Raw genomic sequence first — 15,368 nt, forward strand, 5'->3', positions numbered from 1 at the left:
ACTCCTGAGTACCCCTCAGGTGAGTGACCAGGGGGCGTTGCGGGCCTCCACGAGCGGCCCGCAACGCCCCCTTTCCATGCCGTACAGGTTCCATGCCGTTCAGGGGATGACGGTCCCGAAGCGGATGTCGTACGACGTCTCCTTGTGCAGCACCCGGAGCATGCGCGCGCCCTCCTCGGTCACCTCGGCGCGCTGGGCCTCGGTGAGCCTGCCGAAGGGCTCGATGACGAGGGTGTCGCCGAGCAGCCGCCACACACCGGCCAGGAAGCCGTCGACGAGGAGCGGACAGTAGACGGTGTTCGCCTGCCAGGTGCGGCCCCGGTTCGCGGGCGGCACCACCCGGGTGCGGTCGGCGTGGGACAGCAGCAGGTTGTCGAACTCGGGCAGGAAGCGCGGCGGGGCCGGGGTGTCCGGGTCGGGGCGGGGCGCGTCGGGGAGGTCGAAGAGCTCGACGCCGTGCTCGTCGCGGAACGTGACCAGCCGGGGGCGGAGCCGTTCGAAGACGGGGTGCATCCGGGTCAGGCCGGACCAGGTCTGCATGTCCTTCACGGAGGCGGGTCCGAAGGCGGCGAGGTAGCGCAGCACGGCGGTGTCGGGTCCGGCGGCGGGCTCGGCGGGGCGGCCCAGCCAGTGCTCGGCGGTGGTGAGGGCGACCTGGGCGCTGCGGCCCCACAGCCCCCGCGGGGTGACCTGGACGAGGGGGAGGGTGCAGCGGGCGGCCACGGCCAGGGCCTGCGGATCGGCGTCCGGCCACTCGACGAGCAGGGCCTCGCGCAGCTGCCGCATCGTGCGCGGCTCGGCCTCGACCAGGTCACGGGCGAGCGCGGCGAGCCGGTCCAGGTCGACGCCGACGAGACCCTTGCGGAAGAGGTTGAGCTCCCGGGTGCGGGCGGGCTGCACCAGCGGCCGCAGGGTGAGGCAGTCGTCGGCGGTGTGCAGGTGGATGGTCGAGCGCAGGGTGACGATACGGACGGCCTCGCGGCGGGCCAGCAGCCCGGACAGCTCCTCGGGGGTGAAGCCGTCGAGGCGGGCGGCGAGCGCGTGGTACGGGGGTTTGACCTCCTGGGCCTGGAGGCCGACGAGGTGCTCCACGGCCGCCGCCGCGGACAGCGGGGAGCGGCGCAGCAGCAGCTGCCGGTCGAGGGTCGCGCGGTTCAGGGCGCGGGTCCCGAGCACGGGGGCGGTCACGACGGGCTTCGTCCTGGTCATGCAGCGCACGCTAACGCGACCTGCGGACAGCTTCTGTCCGCAACTCTCACCGGACCCCCGGCCGACCGCCCCGCCGATACCGTTTGCCCCGTATATCCTGCTGAACGATTCTGCTGAACGACCACACAGCCGCAGGCCAGACCCGGGAGGCAGCGCGATGTCCGAGCGACGCGCCCGACCCGCCGCGAAGAACTCCAGAAGGTCCGGCTGGCGCCGCACCCTCCCCCCGACCAGCCGCCGAAGACCCCGGACCCCGCCCCCGAGGCCCCGGAGCCGCTGCCCACGGAGATCCCCAGCGTGGTCCAGGCCGTCGTCTACCAGGACGGCGTCCGCGTCTCCTCCCCCGCCGGCCTCGCCGACACCTACCGCGAACTGCGCGAGCAGCCGTCGGGCATGGCGTGGATCGGCCTGGCCCGCCCCACCGAGGGAGAACTGCTCTCCCTCGCCGACGAGTTCGATCTGCACCCGCTGGCCGTGGAGGACGCGATGGAGGCCCATCAGCGCCCGAAGCTGGAACGTTACGGCGACACACTGTTCGTCGTGCTGCGGGCGGCCCGGTATCTCGACGCGCCGGAGGAGGTCGAGTTCGACGAACTGCATGTCTTCGTGGGCTCCGACTTCGTGATCACCGTCCGCCACGGTGCGGCCCCCGACCTGTCGGCGGTGCGCCACCGCATGGAGGAGACGCCCGAGCTGCTGAAGCTGGGGCCGGAGGCGGTGCTGTACGCGATACTGGACGCGGTGGTCGACGGCTACGTGCCGGTCGTCGCCGGCGTCCAGAACGACATCGACGAGATCGAGACCGAGGTCTTCCTCGGCGACCCCGAGGTCTCCCGTCGCATCTACGAACTCTCCCGCGAAATAGTCGAGTTCCAGCGCGCCACCCGTCCCCTCGTCGGCATGCTGCACGGCCTGATGGCCGGCTTCGCCAAGTACGGCACGGAAGAGGAACTTCAGCGCTATCTGCGCGACGTCGCCGACCACGTCACCCACACCAGCGAGCGGGTCGACGGCTTCCGCCAGGCCCTGGCGGACATCCTCACGGTGAACGCGACCCTGGTGAACCAGCAACAGAACGCGGAGATGCGGGCGTTGGCGGAGGCGGGGTTCGAGCAGAACGAGGAGATCAAGAAGATTTCAGCGTGGGCGGCGATTCTGTTCGCTCCGACGCTGGTCGGAACTATTTACGGCATGAACTTCGACCACATGCCGGAGTTGCACTGGGTGTTCGGGTACCCGTTCGCAGTGTTGCTTATGGCGGGGGTTTGCACCAGTTTGTACATCATCTTCAAGCGGAAGGACTGGCTCTGAGTATTCGGGGTGAGAGGCGTTGCGGCGGGGCGGTGCGGCCGCGATCGGAGGTGCCGACGGCGCGATTGAGGCCGCTGGAGACCGCTGGGGAGAATCTGGGGAGAATGAGCCGCGCACCGATCCGGGCGGACTGCGGCGATCGTGGGCGTTGACCTGCGAGGGCGTCGCCGCTGCGGCGCCGGCTGGGAGCGGTGGTCAGCACGGAGGGCAGTGGACTTCTGAGGGTGGCAGACGACATCACGTCATCGACAGGGGCTTGGTTCTGTCCGTTGTCCATGAAGCGGTCCGAACACGGCCGCCGTGCAGCGCCTTGAGAGTCGCAGGGCGATTCGGTGCGGGGTGGGCAACAAAAACAGGTCGGGGGAAACAGCCTCAGCGCAGGGCGGATTTCCAACACGCCTCATCAGCTTGGGTCCCCGGTGCCGGCAAGGCTTCTCGCTCTTGCCCTTGACGGTCTTTCAGTTCAGGATCTGGACGGCGTACGGGGCACCGAGGGCTGCGGCGAGGGCCCCGATCAGGAGTCGTAGGGCTCGTTCGGGCAGGCGGGGTCGGAGGCGTGCGCCGAGGTAGCCGCCGATCAGTCCGCCGGTGCCGCAGGCGGGCCCGGGCCACCAGTCGGGGGCGACGTCTCCGGTGCTCACGAGGGAGAGCAGCGCGTAGGCAGCAGCGCCGACGAGGTAGGTGGTGAACGTGGCGGCGAGCGCGGCCGGGGCGACGCGCGCGACGGGCAGGCCGCGCCCGACGAGGACAGGGCCGAGGAGAGAGCCGCCGCCGATGCCGTAGATGCCGTCAGGTGCTCGTGGAAGAGAACGCCGTCGCGGACGTCGCCGGTGGCGGTGAAGCCGGTGTCGTCGACGTAGTCGATGTGGTCGCCGGTGACGGTGTAGCTGCCGGTGTAGGCGCTGCGGCGGTTGCCGCGGGCCTCGTCGTAGCGGCCGTCGGGCAGCAGTTCCTGGCGGATGAAGCCGTCCGCGGTCACCCACATGCCAACGTAGGGGTGCGGGTCGCGGGGCGTGTCGTTGCTGGTCATGGCTCTACGATCGTCCCGGCGGCCGGTGGTGACCAGGCCGCCGTCTCCCCAGGTGAGGGCTTCCTGGGTGCCGTGCACCCAGCATCGCGAGCGACGAAGCCCTTCGTGCGGTGCGCCGGCGGCGCGGGCCGTCCGGGACCTTCCCATGGCTCCTTCGTCGTACGCGGCGGGACGGATCGTGGGTGCCGGACACCTGGGACAACGGCGGCCTGGTTCCGATTCCACCGCGCGACGAACCTGGTGGTCAGGCAGCCGCTGTAGCTGCCGAACTCTCGCCTCGGACCCGCACCGGCACTCACGACGCTCAAGTAGGGACACCGATGAGGCGACTCCACTGAGGAGCATGCAATGAGCATCACCGACACCGGCACCGTGAGCTGGAACCCCGAGGCCCTCGACGAGATCCTCTCGAACGGCGAGGGACGTCCCGTCCTGTTCACCAACGCCCGCATCCTGACGATGGACCCGCTGATCGGGACCATGACCGGCGCCGACCTCCTGTTCGTCGGCTCCCTGGTCGTAGGGGTCGGCCCCGCCATCATCACCGCGGCCGGCGACGACAACGCCATCGTCGTCGACTGCACCGGCATGACCATCGCCCCCGCCGTCGTCGACACCGCCGCACTGACCGGCGGCCGCGGACACCGCTCCGAATACGTCGCCACCCTCACCCCCGGCAACAGCACCGACTTCCTCGTCGTCCCCGACGAGGACGCCACCGACGTGCCCGCCGCCCTGGCCACCCTCTTCTCCCGGCCCCAGCAGATCCGCGCCCTGATCGCGGCCGGCCGCCCCGTACTGTGGGCCGGCGCCGACGCCCCCGGCCGGGCCACCGCCCCCCAGGCCGGCATACCCGCCTCCCCCGACCTCACCGGCAGCCCCCGCGTCGGCGTCTGGATCGACGTCAAGAACTTCCTCCACCAGGAGCTCACCGCCGACGGCCGCTACGACGAGACCCGCGGCGGACGCCCCCACGCCTACCAAGGCCGCTACTGGATCGACGGCGACCGCATCGACTACCTCGACGACCTCGGCTTCTGGGCCTACGGCGCATTCACCGGCGACGAACTCCACCACGCCGGCTACGTCATGAAGCTCGGCTGACCCACACACCGACCAGCACGACGGCTGTCCCGACCCTGGGTGTGCCACACCTGGGGAAACGGCGACCTGGTTGCCGTAGCGGCCGCGGCCGAGGCTGGTGTTCGAGCAGCCTCGGCCCCCCGGCAGCCCACCACCTCCCTCTCCGGCGTACGGAAAGAAGACCTCTCATGAACGTCAACGACACCACCAGCCCCGCCGTGCTCGAACAGCTCCGGCGTCTTGCCGCCGGCCGGCGGCGCATCCTCTTCACCGGCGCGACCGTCGTCACCATGGACCCCGGCCTCGGGATCATCGAGCGCGGCGACGTCCTCGTCGAGGGCGACACGATCAGCGCGGTCGGCCGTGAGCTGGACGCGGGCGACGCCGTGGTCGTCGACGCCACCGGCACGGTCCTCACCCCCGGCTTCGTCGACACCCACCGGCACGCCTGGGAGGCCCAGCTGCGCCGGATCATGCCGGATGTCGACGACCTCGGCGGCTATGTCATGGCCACCCTGGCCGGCTACGCCACGGTCTACCGGCCCGAGGACATGTACACCGGCACCAGACTGGCCGCGCTGACCGCGATCGACAGCGGCATCACGACCATGCTCGACTTCTCCCACAACTCCCGCACCCGCGAGCACTCCGACGCCGCGATCAAGGCCCTCGTCGACACCGGCATCCGTGGCGTGCACGCTTCCATGGGCCCGCACTTCGGCGAGTGGGACCGGCAGTGGCCCGGCGACCTGACCCGTATCAAGAGCCAGTACTTCAGCAGCGACGACCAACTGCTGACCCTGCGCCTGGCGACCCTGGCCACCGACGAGATCGCCGGACCCGCGCTCGCCTACGGCCCCGAACTCGCCCGCGTCGCCGCAGACTTGGGCATCGGAGTGAGTGTGGACGCCGTGTTCGGCACGTCCGGCTCCGAGGCGGTCCTTCGCTGGGCCAAGGACGGCATCCTCAGCCCCGACGTCACCCTCATCCACTCCACCGGACTGACCTCCGACGCGTGGAAGGCGATGGGAGAGACCGGCACCACCGTGGCCCTCGCCCCCACCTCCGACGCGCAGATCGGCCTGGAGAGCGCGATCCCCGCCGTCGACGAGGCGCTCGCCGTCGGCATCCGCCCCGGACTGAGCATCGACGTCGAAGTCGCCCTGGCCAGCGACATGTTCACGCAGATGCGGGCCCTGCACGCCATCCAGCGAATGCGCGCGGTCAACGCCGTCCACGGAACCGACCAGCAGCCGTCCCGCATCACCACCCACGACGTCCTCGACTTCGCCACCCTCCAGGGCGCCCGCACCAACGGCCTGGCCGGCGTCACCGGCTCACTCACCCCGGGCAAGAAGGCCGACCTGCTGGTCATCCAGGCCGAGGACCTCAACAACATGCCGCTCAACGACCCGATCGGCACGATCGTGCTGGGCTCCGACGCCCGCAACATCAGCGCCGTCCTCATCAACGGCGAACCCCGCAAGTGGGACGGACAGGTTCTCGACGTCGACTTGGCCGCCCTGCGCAGCGAGGTGCACGCCTCGCGCGCGTACGTGCTGAACACCCCGGTCGCCTGACCGGTTCCCACCCTCGTCCCCCGGCCGTCCCTCCACGGCCGGGGGCACCCACCGCATCCCGGTGGCGCCCCTCGGCCGATCGGGCCGCGCGCACATACACGGGGCGGCAACCAGACGCCCCCCTTCTGGAGTTCCCATGTCCCGCCCCGCTCGCCACTTCCCCCCGGCTCACAGCGACCGCGCCCAGCACTGAGGGCCAGCCGGCTTCCTGGGCCCCCGCCGCGCCGGCCATCGCCCTGCTCACCGCACTCGGCGTCCTGATGGTCGGCCAGATGTACACCGTCCTGGCCCTGCTGCACCCCATGGCCACCGCCCTCGGCACCACACCGGAGCAGGTCACCTGGACCGCGACGGCGTTCGGCTTCGCCTACGCCGCCGGATTCCTCCTCGCCGGTCCCCTCTCCGACCGCTACGGATCGCGTGCCGTGATCACCGCCGGGCTCGTGGCCGCCACGGCAGCCACCCTGGCGGTCAGCGCCGCTCCCGACCTTCCCACCGCCATCGCCCTGCGCAGCGTGCAGGGACTCGCCACCGCGAGCTTCGCGCCCGCCGCGCTCTCCTACGCCGTCCGCCACATCGCGCCACAGCGCCGCGGTACCGCCCTGACCTGCATCACCAGCGGCATGTTCGCCGCCGCCGTGCTCCTGCAGATCGGCGCCCAGGCCGTCGAGGCCGGGCTCGGCTGGCGCGCGGTCTTCTGGATCAGTGCCGCCCTGATGGCCCTCAGCCTGATACCGGTGCGCCGTGTGCTGCGGCCCACCCTGCGCCAGGGCACCGGGGGCGGGCTGGGGCAGGCGTTCGCGGCGATGCCACGGCTGCTGCGCCGGCCGCGCCTGGTCGCCCTGTACCTGTCGACCGTGGCCCTGATGTCCGCCTTCGTCGCCGTCTATACGGCGGTGGCCATCGCCGGACCGGCCGGCATCGCCGGGAACTCCTCCGCGATCCTCGCGCTCCGGGCCGGCGCGCTGCCCGCTCTGGTCGCCGTCCCCGTGCTCGCCCCCGTGCTCCAGCGCCTGGCCGCACCCCTGCGCACGGTCCTCGCCTTCGCACTGGCCGCCCTCACCGTCGCGGGCGGCTCCTCCCTCGGCCCTCACGCCGTGCCACTGGCCATCGTCCTCCTGCTGTTCGTGGCAGCCGTCGCCGCAGCGGCGCCCGCCGTCGTCGAGACCATCAACGCCGCCGCCCCGCACGCTCGCGGTGCGGCCGTCGCCCTCTACGGATGCAGCATGTTCATCGGCGCCAGCCTGGGCCCGCAGCTCACCGGCGCCCTGACCGGCCTGGGCTTCGGCGGCATCCTCCGTGTCGTCGCCGCCGCGCTCGTCCTGGGCGTCCTGCTGGCCCTGCCCGCGCTACGCCACCACCGCGCCGCATAACCCCTGCTCGCACCCCGTGCACCCCGTCCCTTCCCGGCACACGGACCCGGCGTGGCCCCTTGCGCCCGCACGGGTTGCTTTCCGGCTGGAGAATCCGGCAGGGCCCGCCTGCCAGGTATCGGGCAGGACGACGTGAGGAGGCGCGACAGCGTCTCGATCCCTGGGCTGGCCGGCATGCTTCTCGGACACCCTTCCCCGTCTCTGCCCGGCCCTCGCGCGCGCCTGGCAGACAGCCGTGACCACACCTGTGCCGGACCGCTGAGCCTCGGAGAGTACCGGCAGCTGTCCAGTCTCCCGTCTTGAGCCAACGCGTCATGGCGGGGGAGGAACAGCGTGACGCTGTTCCTCCCCCGCCATGACGGGACGGACTTCAGACGACCTGGGCGGTGGGCAGGATGGTGATTTCGGTGAGGTTGACGTGGCGCGGGACGGCGGCCATGAAGGCGACGGTTTCCGCGATGTCCGCGCTCTGAAGGACGTCGATGTCGTGGATGAGGTCGGCCATCAGCTTCGAGGCGTCGGGGTCGGTGACGTGGTCGGGGAGTTCGGTGTCGACCATGCCGGGCTCGATGGTGGCCACGCGGACCATCTTCGGGCCGAGTTCGACACGGAGCAGCCGGGTGAGGTGACTGATGTATGCCTTGGTGCCGGAGTAGATGGAGAACTTCGCCAGGATGCGGGTGGCCGCGATGGAGGAGGTGTTGATCAGGTCGGCGGGCCTGCCCTGGGCGGCGGAGTCCGTCAGGTGGGGGAGGAACGCGGCGATGACGTTCATCAGGCCGCTGATGTTGAGGTCGATCTGGCGCTGCCAGTCGTCGACCTTGAGTTCCTCGATGCCGGAGATGAGCTGGACGCCCGCGTTGTTGAACACGAGGTCGGCCTTGCCGAAGCGGGCGGCGACCTGGTCGGCGGCGCTCTGGACGGCGTCGCGGTCGGTGACGTCGACGGCCAGGGCGAGCGCGGTGCCGCCGGCGGCCTCGATGTCCTTGACCAGGCTGTCGAGGCGCTCCTTGCGCCGGGCCAGTACGACCACGGTGGCGCCGAGTTCGGCGAGGCGCTGAGCGGTGACGGCGCCCATGCCGCTGGAGGCGCCGGAGACGACGGCGACACGGCCGTCCAGGGGAGTGCCGGTGAGCAGAGCAGCAGACATCACAAAACCTCAATCTCTTTGATCGGAAGGCCCGGAGGTGGGGAGAGCCGGGGTGGTGAGGCGCCCGGCCGGCCAGATCGTTCTGCCCGGCCGGGCTGCTGGAGAGGGCCGCGGGCACCGAAGGCGAGGGCCCGGCGGTGTGTCAGGCGGCGTCGTCGTGGGCGGTGGCGGCGGACTTCTCGCGCCACGGGGCGAGGTCGTCCTGCACCTGCCGGTACTTGACGTCCAACCGCTCCAGGGTGTCGCGCCCGAGGTAGAGGTGGGTGGGCAGCTTCTCGGTGGAGGCGACCTCGACGATGAGCGCAGCGCCCTTGACGGGGTCGCCGAGCTGGGCGTGGTTGGCCCGGTCGATCCAGTCCAGCGTCACGTGCGCGGGGGTGTCGTCGTAGTCGGCGATGCGGTCCACGGCGACCGACAGGGAGCTGCCGTCGAGGAAGTCGGTGCGGAACACACCCGGCTCGACGACCATCGACTGGATCCCGAACGGGGCCATCTCGACGGAGAGCGCCTCGCTGATGCCCGCGACGGCGAACTTCGACGCGCAGTACAGGCTGACACCGGGCTCGCCCTCGAAACCGGAGCGGGAACCGATGTGCACCAGCCGGCCCGAGCCCTGTTTGCGCATGACGGGCAGCACGGCGCGGGTCACATTGATCAGGCCGAACACGTTGAGGTCGAACAGCGACCGGGCCTCCGCGTCGGTGATCTCCTCCAGCGCGCCGAGCAGGCCGCGGCCGGCGTTGTTCACCAGCACGTCGATGCCGCCGAACCGCTCCACGGCGGCCTCGACCGCCTTCGGGATGCTGTCGTTGTCCGTGACGTCCAGGGCGACCGCGAAGACCTTGTCCGAGTTCTTCAGATCGTCCGGCACACGCTCCGGGTTCCGTACGGCGACCACGACATTGTTTCCGCCTGCCAGAGCGGCGCGGGCGATTTCCGCACCTATTCCGCGGGAGGCGCCGGTGACGAACCACGTAGCCATGGGGAAAACCTCTTTCGTCGCTTCCCCTTTTCGGGGATTTCCTGTTGACGTGTTCGAGTGTGCCCGTCGGCTACGGGGCTATGAAGGCTGCGCTTTTCCTGGGAGTTCCACACCCAGGAAGACGAGGCGTACGTCCGGGCGAAGCACCGAAGGCTGAGCAGCGGCTCCAACGAGCCCAGGGTCCTCGGTCGCGGCACCACCGGCCCCTTCGGCCATGGGGTGCGCCTGCCAGGAGCCTTGACTGGAGTCCGCAGGCAGCCTGCTGCGGCAAAGGCGTCCCTGAAAGCAGAGGCCCGCGGAGCGCAGCCGACTGCCCCTCTCGATCAACCGCAGGGAGAAACCGGGGATCATCGCACGCGATGCGCGTGCCGCTGATGCCCTCGCACCAGCGCGTTCACGGAAGGGCCGGGAAGCGATCGAGGCTGCCGCATCCAAGCACGCGGAAAACGCGGGACGGCTGGTTTTCGATCCGTCGGCATCGAGCGAGGTGTGTCTTTCCATTGATTTCCCTGTCGGAATTCCCGATGTCACCGATAGGAATACGCAAAACACCCCAAGGGTGTGAAACACGCCAGCCCCGCCGGGCACATGCGCGTCCCGGCGGAGACAATTTCCTGGCGGTCTCCTGGTTCAGGCGCCGTGTGCGGGATTTTACTGGTGAGGTACTTCGGGTGCGCTCAGGGAGCCCAGCAGGGCCAGTCCGTCGGCGGAGGGGGAGCCCGGCTCGGCCTGCAGGATGATGAGCTGCTGCCCTGGGACGCTGCGGATGTTGAGGGCCTCGTGCCGCAGTTCCAGGTCTCCGACGACGGAGTGGTACACCTGCTTGACGTCGTAGGGCGGGACTTGGGTGTACTCACGTGCCCACAGGGAGCGGAACTCGCCGCTGCGCACCGACAGTTCGCCGACGAGCTCCAGGATGCGGGGATCCTCCGGGGTACTGGCTGCGGTCTGCTGAAGGTCGGCGACCGCACGATGCCGGGCTCGCTCCGGATTCCGGTGGAAAGACTTCGCCGCGGGGTCCAGGAAGAGCATGCGCAGCACGTTGTCGTGCTGCGCGAAGTCACGGTAGAGAGCGTCGGCCAACGCGTTGGTGGCCAGGAGGTCCTGGGCGTGCCCGATGATGAAGGCCGGCGTCCTGGTCCAGCTCTCGATCAGTTGCCGCAGGTGCGGGCGGACCCGCTCGACCCGGGAGGGGGACTTCGTGCGGCGGGCTGTCGGCCGGGCCAGCCGGAAGAGCTCCCCCTTGTCCTCGTCCCCGAGTTGCAGCGCCCGGGCAAGGGCCTCCAGCACCCGGGGTGAGGGGCTGAGTTCACGGCCTTGTTCGAGTCGGCTGTAGTAGCTGAGGCTGACACCTGAGAGTGTCGCGACCTCGTCGCGCCGCAGGCCGGGCACCTTTCGCCGACTCGCGGCGGACAGTCCTGCCGCGGCAGGTCCGAGGCGTTCCCTGCGGGAGCGGAGGAACTGGCCCAGCCCTCCAACCGGGTCAGGGTGCGTGTCGTTGTCCATGCTGCCAAGGTAGGCGGAAAACGCCGGGCACGGTTCTGCCGACGGTGGGTGCATTACACCCAGGAATGCGGGTCCCCCGAGGGAAAGCACGTGACGAGCCGTGGCACATCATGATGGGCGCCTCGCGAGCGTGATGTTCGAGTCGTCGGCGCCCCTCAGATGCCCTCTTGCCGACAGCCCAGTCTCCGCAGCGACCCCAGGGACCGGAGAAGCCCGTCAAACAAGGCGGATGACTACCCTTCGTGAATGCCGTACTACGTGGTGCCATGGTGTGCGGCCGATAGTTCTCATCGGCTGAAATGCATCTACTCTTGCCGCATGAGCAATGGGACACCTTTGGGTGATTTCCTCCGAGCCCGCCGAGAAGCCCTGAAGCCACACGACGTCGGTCTGCCCGAACACGGGCGACGCAGGGTTCCCGGGCTACGCAGAGAGGAAGTGGCGCTGCTCGCCGGAGTCAGTTCCGACTACTACATCAGGCTGGAACAGGGGCGCGAGAACAGCCCCTCGCCACAGGTCCTCGACGCCGTGGCGCAGGCGCTGAAACTGGACGCGGAGGCCACCGACCATCTCAACCGCCTCTGCCTCACCGCGTCACAACGCCCGCGCGACTGGGGCGAGACGGACGTGAGCCAGCAGTTGTTGCAGCTGATGGACGGATGGGAGCACACTCCGGCCTTCGTCGTCGGCCCGGCCCTCGACATCATGGCGGCCAACTCCCTCGCCACGACCCTCCACAGCGGGTTCGAGAAGTTCGACAACCTCGCCCGCATGGTGTTCGTCGACCCCGCCGGGCGTGAGTTCTACCAGGAATGGGAGCGAGCCGCGCATTCCTGCGTCGCCGAAATCAGGGCCGCCTACGGACACGACCCCGAATCGGCCCGCATCGCCGAAGTCGTAGCGGAACTGTCCGCCCAGAGCGAGGAGTTCGCCGAAATCTGGCAGCTGCACGACGTCAAGAGCAAGTCCCAAGAGGGCAAGCATCTCAAGCACCCACAGGTCGGAGACCTGCACATCAATTTCGCGGCGTTCACCGTCAACGGGGCTCCGCACCAGCAACTGGTGGTCTATCAAGCCGAGCCGGCCAGCCCGACGGCAGCCGCCTTCGAGACGCTGAGGGCCATGGCCACCCAGCCGAAGGACGCCCGGACGGCCGTGCCCGTGGCCGACGTCGCCGTCGACGAATGAGCACGTGAGCCCTGGTGGAGGCCGGTCCTGCCGCACCTAGGAACAACGCAGCCTTCATCGCGGTGCGCCCATCTGCCGACACTCGATGCGACAAGCAATGCGCCGGCCGGGATGCCGGCGCGCAGATCGCACGGCGCCAGGAGCAGACATGATCACCGTGAAGGACCTTCAGCCCCACCCCCTGGACCAGGTTCACCGTCTGATCGAACCCGGCCCCGTCATCCTGGTCACCACCCAGCACCGCGGCATCCCCAACGTGATGACCAACGGGTTCAACATGATGGTGCGCCACGCCCCACCGCTGATTGCGTGCACCATCGGCCCCTGGGACCACAGCTACCAGGCCCTCGTCGAAACCGGTGAGTGCGTCATCTCGGTCCCGACGGCGGACATGGCCACCACCGTGGTCGACATCGGCAACTGCTCCGGCGCCGACGTGGACAAGTTCAAGGAGTTCGACCTGACCGCCATAGCCGGTGAGAAGGTCCAGGCACCGCTCGTGGCCGAAGATGGAGGGCTGCCTGCGGGCCGTCCGCGGCGGCGTGCGCAGGGCGCACGTACTCGACGGCCGCGTGCCGCACGCGGTACTGCGAGGCGTCCTCGACGAGGACGGGCCCGGCACCACCGTAGTTCCCGACAGCAGCCCGGTCACAGGATCCTTCTGAGGATCCGCGCATTGCGCCGTGGGTCCAGGGACTCTGCCCAGGACTGAGGCGCCAGGCGCGCAGTCGTGGGCGTGAAGCCGCACCGGAGGAACAGGCCGCCACTGCCGGTCGTCGCCGTGAACAGGCCACCGAGCGACAGGGCGCGCGCCCTGGCCAGCACGGCGTGCAGGAGCCCGGCCCCCACTCCGCTTCCCTGCCTCTGCCCGGCTACGCAGAAGTTGTACACGACGCCCGCGGCCCTGCGGCCCTCCCCCGGGCCGGCCGGGTGCACGCGCAGGCCCACGCAGCCTTCGAGGGTGCCTGCGGGGGTCTCCGTCACGAGGAAGTCGGCCGCATGGGTGGCGTAGAGCGATACGGGCCGCTCCCGCAGCGCCCCCGAGCGAACGAAGGGCCGGGACAGGTCGGCGAGTGCGGCAGCGTCCTCCGCACGGGCGACGCGCACGGAGAACGTCGGCGCGAGGAGCGTATGCGGCCCGGTCACCCCTCCGCGCACGGGCGGCCCGGATAGTCGTCGGTCTCGGGTACGCCCGCTGCGCGCATCCTGCGCAGAACCTCGTGCAGGACCGACTCGTCGCCGATGTCCACGGGGCAGTTGGTCTCCCGGTCGAAGACCAGGGTCTCGCCGGCCGTGTTCCAGACGACCCAGCGACGCCGTAACCCCTGTTCCTCCCAGAGGTGCGCGTAGCTCTCCACAACCGCCGCCTTCCTGCTCATGACACCGACCTGTCGGTTTCACGGCCGTCGACGTACGTCGCCACCACCTCGATGTCTCCGATGCGGGACGTGTCGACGCGCCGGGGGTCGTCGCCGAGTACGACCAGGTCGGCGAACTTGCCCGGGGTGAGGCTTCCGAGGTTGTCCTCCCAGTGGCAGGCGAAGGCGCCGGCGACCGTGTAGGCGCGCAGGGCCTCGTCGACGGTGATGCCCTCGTCCGGGCCGATCACCTGGCCGGACTCGGAGGCGCGCTCGACCATGAACTGGATGGCCCGCAGCGGGGATCCGTCCGTGACGGGGCGGTCGGAGCTGCCCACCAGCGTGATGCCGTGGTCCAGGAACGCCCTGCCGCGATAGAGCCACGGGGCCCGCTCCTCGCCCATGATCGCCGCGTAGTCGTCGCCGAAGTAGCGCAGAAAGTTGGGCTGGACGACCGCACTGATGCCGAGCTGCGCGAAGCGCGGGAGCTGGTCGGGGCGGATCAGGCCGGCGTGCTCGATGCGGTGCCGGGCGCCGGGGCGCGGCCGGAGGCGCTGGGCCCGCTCCAGGGCGTCCAGGGCGACGTCGGCCGCGTGGTCGCCGATCGCGTGGACGGCGAGCTGCCACCCGGCGAGGTGGCCGTCCACGATCGTGTCCGCGAGCACGTCCGGGTCGTCCTGCAACTGGCCCGTGTGGTCCAGCCCTTCGTACGGGCTGCTGAGCGCGGCGGTCCGGGCCATCATGCCGCCGTCGGTGAAGATCTTCAGCGCGCCCACGGAGAGCCGGTCGTTGCCGAAGCCGGTGCGCAGGCCGAGGTCGAGGGCCCGGGGAATCCCGTCGGCTTCGTGGGCGGCGACCGGGTGCAGCCGGTCGGCAGACACCATGAGCTGCACACGCAGCGGCAACAAGCTCTTCTCGCAGGCGAGTTGGTAGGCGCCCAGCTCGACCGGGCTGTGGCCCAGGAGGGTGCCGCCGATTCCGGCCTCGGCGCAGGCCGTGACGCCCTCGGCCAGGCAGGTCCGGGCGGCGCGCCCGATCGCCTCGGCCAGTTCCTCCTGGGAGTGGGGCAGGCGCAGTGCGCGGGCGGCGCCCATGGCACCCTCGGCGAGGAAGCCGTTCTCGTGCGGGATGCCGGCGGGGAGCAGGTCGAGTACGGCGGAGTTGACGACGCAGCCGTGCCCGGAGTCGTGCAGCATGAACACCTTGTGCCCGTGGCTGACCTTGTCCAGTTCGGCGGCGGTCAGATGACGGCCCAGGGCCCGCTGGTCGTAGCCGGCGATGCTCACCCAGGTGCCGGGCGAGCCCTTCCGGATGACGGCCTCCTCCACGACGGCGAGCACGTCGTCGATCCGCGTGCACCCCGCGATGCTCGGGGTGTTCTGCTTGAACCCGGTCCAGGCCAGGTGGACATGGGCGTCGATGAACCCGGGCAGCACGGTGGCGCCCTGCAGGTCGACCACCTCGCGGGCGGGCAGGGAGGTCACGGCCTCGTCCAGGCCGACGATCCGGCCCCGCCAGATGCCCAGGTCGTGGGCGACAGGGTGGCCGGGGTCCATGGTGAGGAAGCGGGCGTTCGTCAATCTGGTGCTGAGCATCGG

Annotated in this window: 11 protein-coding genes and 5 pseudogenes; 7 read left to right on the forward strand and 9 right to left on the reverse strand. The window is 70.2% G+C overall.

Translation table 11 applies throughout. The features are described 5' to 3' along the window. Positions 1-99 precede the first annotated feature (99 nt). Entirely contained in the window at positions 100-1,209 is a 1,110-nt protein-coding gene (locus tag StrepF001_RS30720; RefSeq protein WP_129801465.1) for a winged helix DNA-binding domain-containing protein, read from the reverse strand. Between the two features lie 157 nt (positions 1,210-1,366). Here StrepF001_RS30720 and StrepF001_RS30725 point away from each other — a divergent pair. Next, positions 1,367-2,520: pseudogene (locus StrepF001_RS30725) on the forward strand (magnesium and cobalt transport protein CorA). Positions 2,521-2,978: 458 nt separating this feature from the next. Here the strand turns inward: StrepF001_RS30725 and StrepF001_RS30730 are convergent. Together StrepF001_RS30730 and StrepF001_RS30735 are read right to left on the reverse strand one after the other, a co-directional pair. Then, a pseudogene (locus StrepF001_RS30730) lies at positions 2,979-3,308 on the reverse strand (TSUP family transporter); the annotation flags it as partial. A 2-nt stretch (positions 3,309-3,310) separates the two neighbouring features. Next, positions 3,311-3,550 (reverse strand): annotated as a pseudogene (locus tag StrepF001_RS30735) (Atu4866 domain-containing protein); the annotation flags it as partial. Between the two features lie 348 nt (positions 3,551-3,898). On the opposite strand from StrepF001_RS30735, the gene StrepF001_RS30740 reads away from it, so the two are divergent. The 3 genes from StrepF001_RS30740 (at position 3,899) to StrepF001_RS30750 (ending at position 7,586) form a co-directional block, all read left to right on the forward strand. Then, the gene (locus StrepF001_RS30740) at positions 3,899-4,654 is read left to right on the forward strand and encodes an Atu4866 domain-containing protein (RefSeq protein WP_129801467.1); all 756 of its coding nucleotides are present in this window, start codon (positions 3,899-3,901) and stop codon (positions 4,652-4,654) included. A 167-nt stretch (positions 4,655-4,821) separates the two neighbouring features. Further along, positions 4,822-6,213 carry an amidohydrolase family protein gene (locus StrepF001_RS30745; RefSeq protein WP_129801468.1) on the forward strand — a complete coding sequence of 464 codons (1,392 nt, stop codon included), beginning with the start codon at positions 4,822-4,824 and terminating at the stop codon, positions 6,211-6,213. A gap of 125 nt (positions 6,214-6,338) precedes the next feature. After that, complete coding sequence (locus tag StrepF001_RS30750; protein ID WP_129801533.1) at positions 6,339-7,586, forward strand: MFS transporter; 1,248 nt, start codon at positions 6,339-6,341, stop codon at positions 7,584-7,586. A 370-nt stretch (positions 7,587-7,956) separates the two neighbouring features. Here the strand turns inward: StrepF001_RS30750 and StrepF001_RS30755 are convergent, their stop codons facing one another. The 3 genes from StrepF001_RS30755 to StrepF001_RS30765 all read right to left on the reverse strand — a co-directional run bounded on the left by StrepF001_RS30755 (position 7,957) and on the right by StrepF001_RS30765 (position 11,224). After that, positions 7,957-8,739 (reverse strand): SDR family oxidoreductase, encoded by a 783-nt coding sequence (locus StrepF001_RS30755; protein ID WP_206306992.1) that lies wholly within the window; start codon positions 8,737-8,739, stop codon positions 7,957-7,959. A 139-nt stretch (positions 8,740-8,878) separates the two neighbouring features. Next, entirely contained in the window at positions 8,879-9,718 is an 840-nt protein-coding gene (locus StrepF001_RS30760) for an SDR family NAD(P)-dependent oxidoreductase (protein WP_129801470.1), read from the reverse strand. Between the two features lie 651 nt (positions 9,719-10,369). Beyond that, the gene (locus StrepF001_RS30765) at positions 10,370-11,224 is read right to left on the reverse strand and encodes a helix-turn-helix transcriptional regulator (RefSeq protein WP_129801471.1); all 855 of its coding nucleotides are present in this window, start codon (positions 11,222-11,224) and stop codon (positions 10,370-10,372) included. A gap of 318 nt (positions 11,225-11,542) precedes the next feature. Here StrepF001_RS30765 and StrepF001_RS30770 point away from each other — a divergent pair, with 318 nt between their 5' ends. The 3 genes and pseudogenes from StrepF001_RS30770 to StrepF001_RS48505 form a co-directional block, all read left to right on the forward strand. Further along, complete coding sequence (locus StrepF001_RS30770; protein ID WP_129801472.1) at positions 11,543-12,412, forward strand: helix-turn-helix transcriptional regulator; 870 nt, start codon at positions 11,543-11,545, stop codon at positions 12,410-12,412. 259 nt (positions 12,413-12,671) lie between these two features. Beyond that, positions 12,672-12,860, forward strand: a pseudogene (locus StrepF001_RS48500) (flavin reductase); the annotation flags it as partial. Between the two features lie 55 nt (positions 12,861-12,915). Continuing rightward, a pseudogene (locus tag StrepF001_RS48505) lies at positions 12,916-13,077 on the forward strand (acetylglutamate kinase); the annotation flags it as partial. Here StrepF001_RS48505 and StrepF001_RS30785 read toward each other — a convergent pair. Genes StrepF001_RS30785 through StrepF001_RS30795 form a run of 3 tightly spaced genes read right to left on the reverse strand, consistent with a single transcriptional unit; the run spans position 13,061 to position 15,365 of the window. Beyond that, the gene (locus StrepF001_RS30785; RefSeq protein WP_206306993.1) at positions 13,061-13,558 is read right to left on the reverse strand and encodes a GNAT family N-acetyltransferase; all 498 of its coding nucleotides are present in this window, start codon (positions 13,556-13,558) and stop codon (positions 13,061-13,063) included. The pseudogene StrepF001_RS48505 and the gene StrepF001_RS30785 sit on opposite strands and share 17 nt — an antisense overlap. Then, a complete protein-coding gene (locus StrepF001_RS30790; protein WP_129801474.1) occupies positions 13,555-13,791 on the reverse strand; it encodes a hypothetical protein in 237 nt (78 codons plus the stop codon). Before StrepF001_RS30790 ends, StrepF001_RS30785 begins: the two co-directional genes overlap by 4 nt. Further along, positions 13,788-15,365, reverse strand: a complete 1,578-nt coding sequence (locus StrepF001_RS30795; RefSeq protein WP_129801475.1) for an amidohydrolase — start codon at positions 15,363-15,365, stop codon at positions 13,788-13,790. The genes StrepF001_RS30790 and StrepF001_RS30795 overlap by 4 nt, the downstream gene beginning before the upstream one ends. Positions 15,366-15,368: the final 3 nt, after the last annotated feature.

The organism is Streptomyces sp. F001 (genome assembly GCF_004187715.1).
In the GTDB taxonomy this organism is placed as follows: Bacteria; Actinomycetota; Actinomycetes; order Streptomycetales; family Streptomycetaceae; genus Streptomyces; species Streptomyces flavusporus.

Coding starts and splice junctions, on each gene's coding strand:
- StrepF001_RS30745 (WP_129801468.1), top strand. CDS start 4,822: ATGAACGTCAACGACACCACCAGCCCCGCCGTGCTCGAACAGCTCCGG.
- StrepF001_RS30790 (WP_129801474.1), bottom strand. CDS start 13,791: ATGAGCAGGAAGGCGGCGGTTGTGGAGAGCTACGCGCACCTCTGGGAG.
- StrepF001_RS30740 (WP_129801467.1), top strand. CDS start 3,899: ATGAGCATCACCGACACCGGCACCGTGAGCTGGAACCCCGAGGCCCTC.
- StrepF001_RS30770 (WP_129801472.1), top strand. CDS start 11,543: ATGAGCAATGGGACACCTTTGGGTGATTTCCTCCGAGCCCGCCGAGAA.
- StrepF001_RS30795 (WP_129801475.1), bottom strand. CDS start 15,365: ATGCTCAGCACCAGATTGACGAACGCCCGCTTCCTCACCATGGACCCC.
- StrepF001_RS30720 (WP_129801465.1), bottom strand. CDS start 1,209: ATGACCAGGACGAAGCCCGTCGTGACCGCCCCCGTGCTCGGGACCCGC.
- StrepF001_RS30765 (WP_129801471.1), bottom strand. CDS start 11,224: ATGGACAACGACACGCACCCTGACCCGGTTGGAGGGCTGGGCCAGTTC.
- StrepF001_RS30760 (WP_129801470.1), bottom strand. CDS start 9,718: ATGGCTACGTGGTTCGTCACCGGCGCCTCCCGCGGAATAGGTGCGGAA.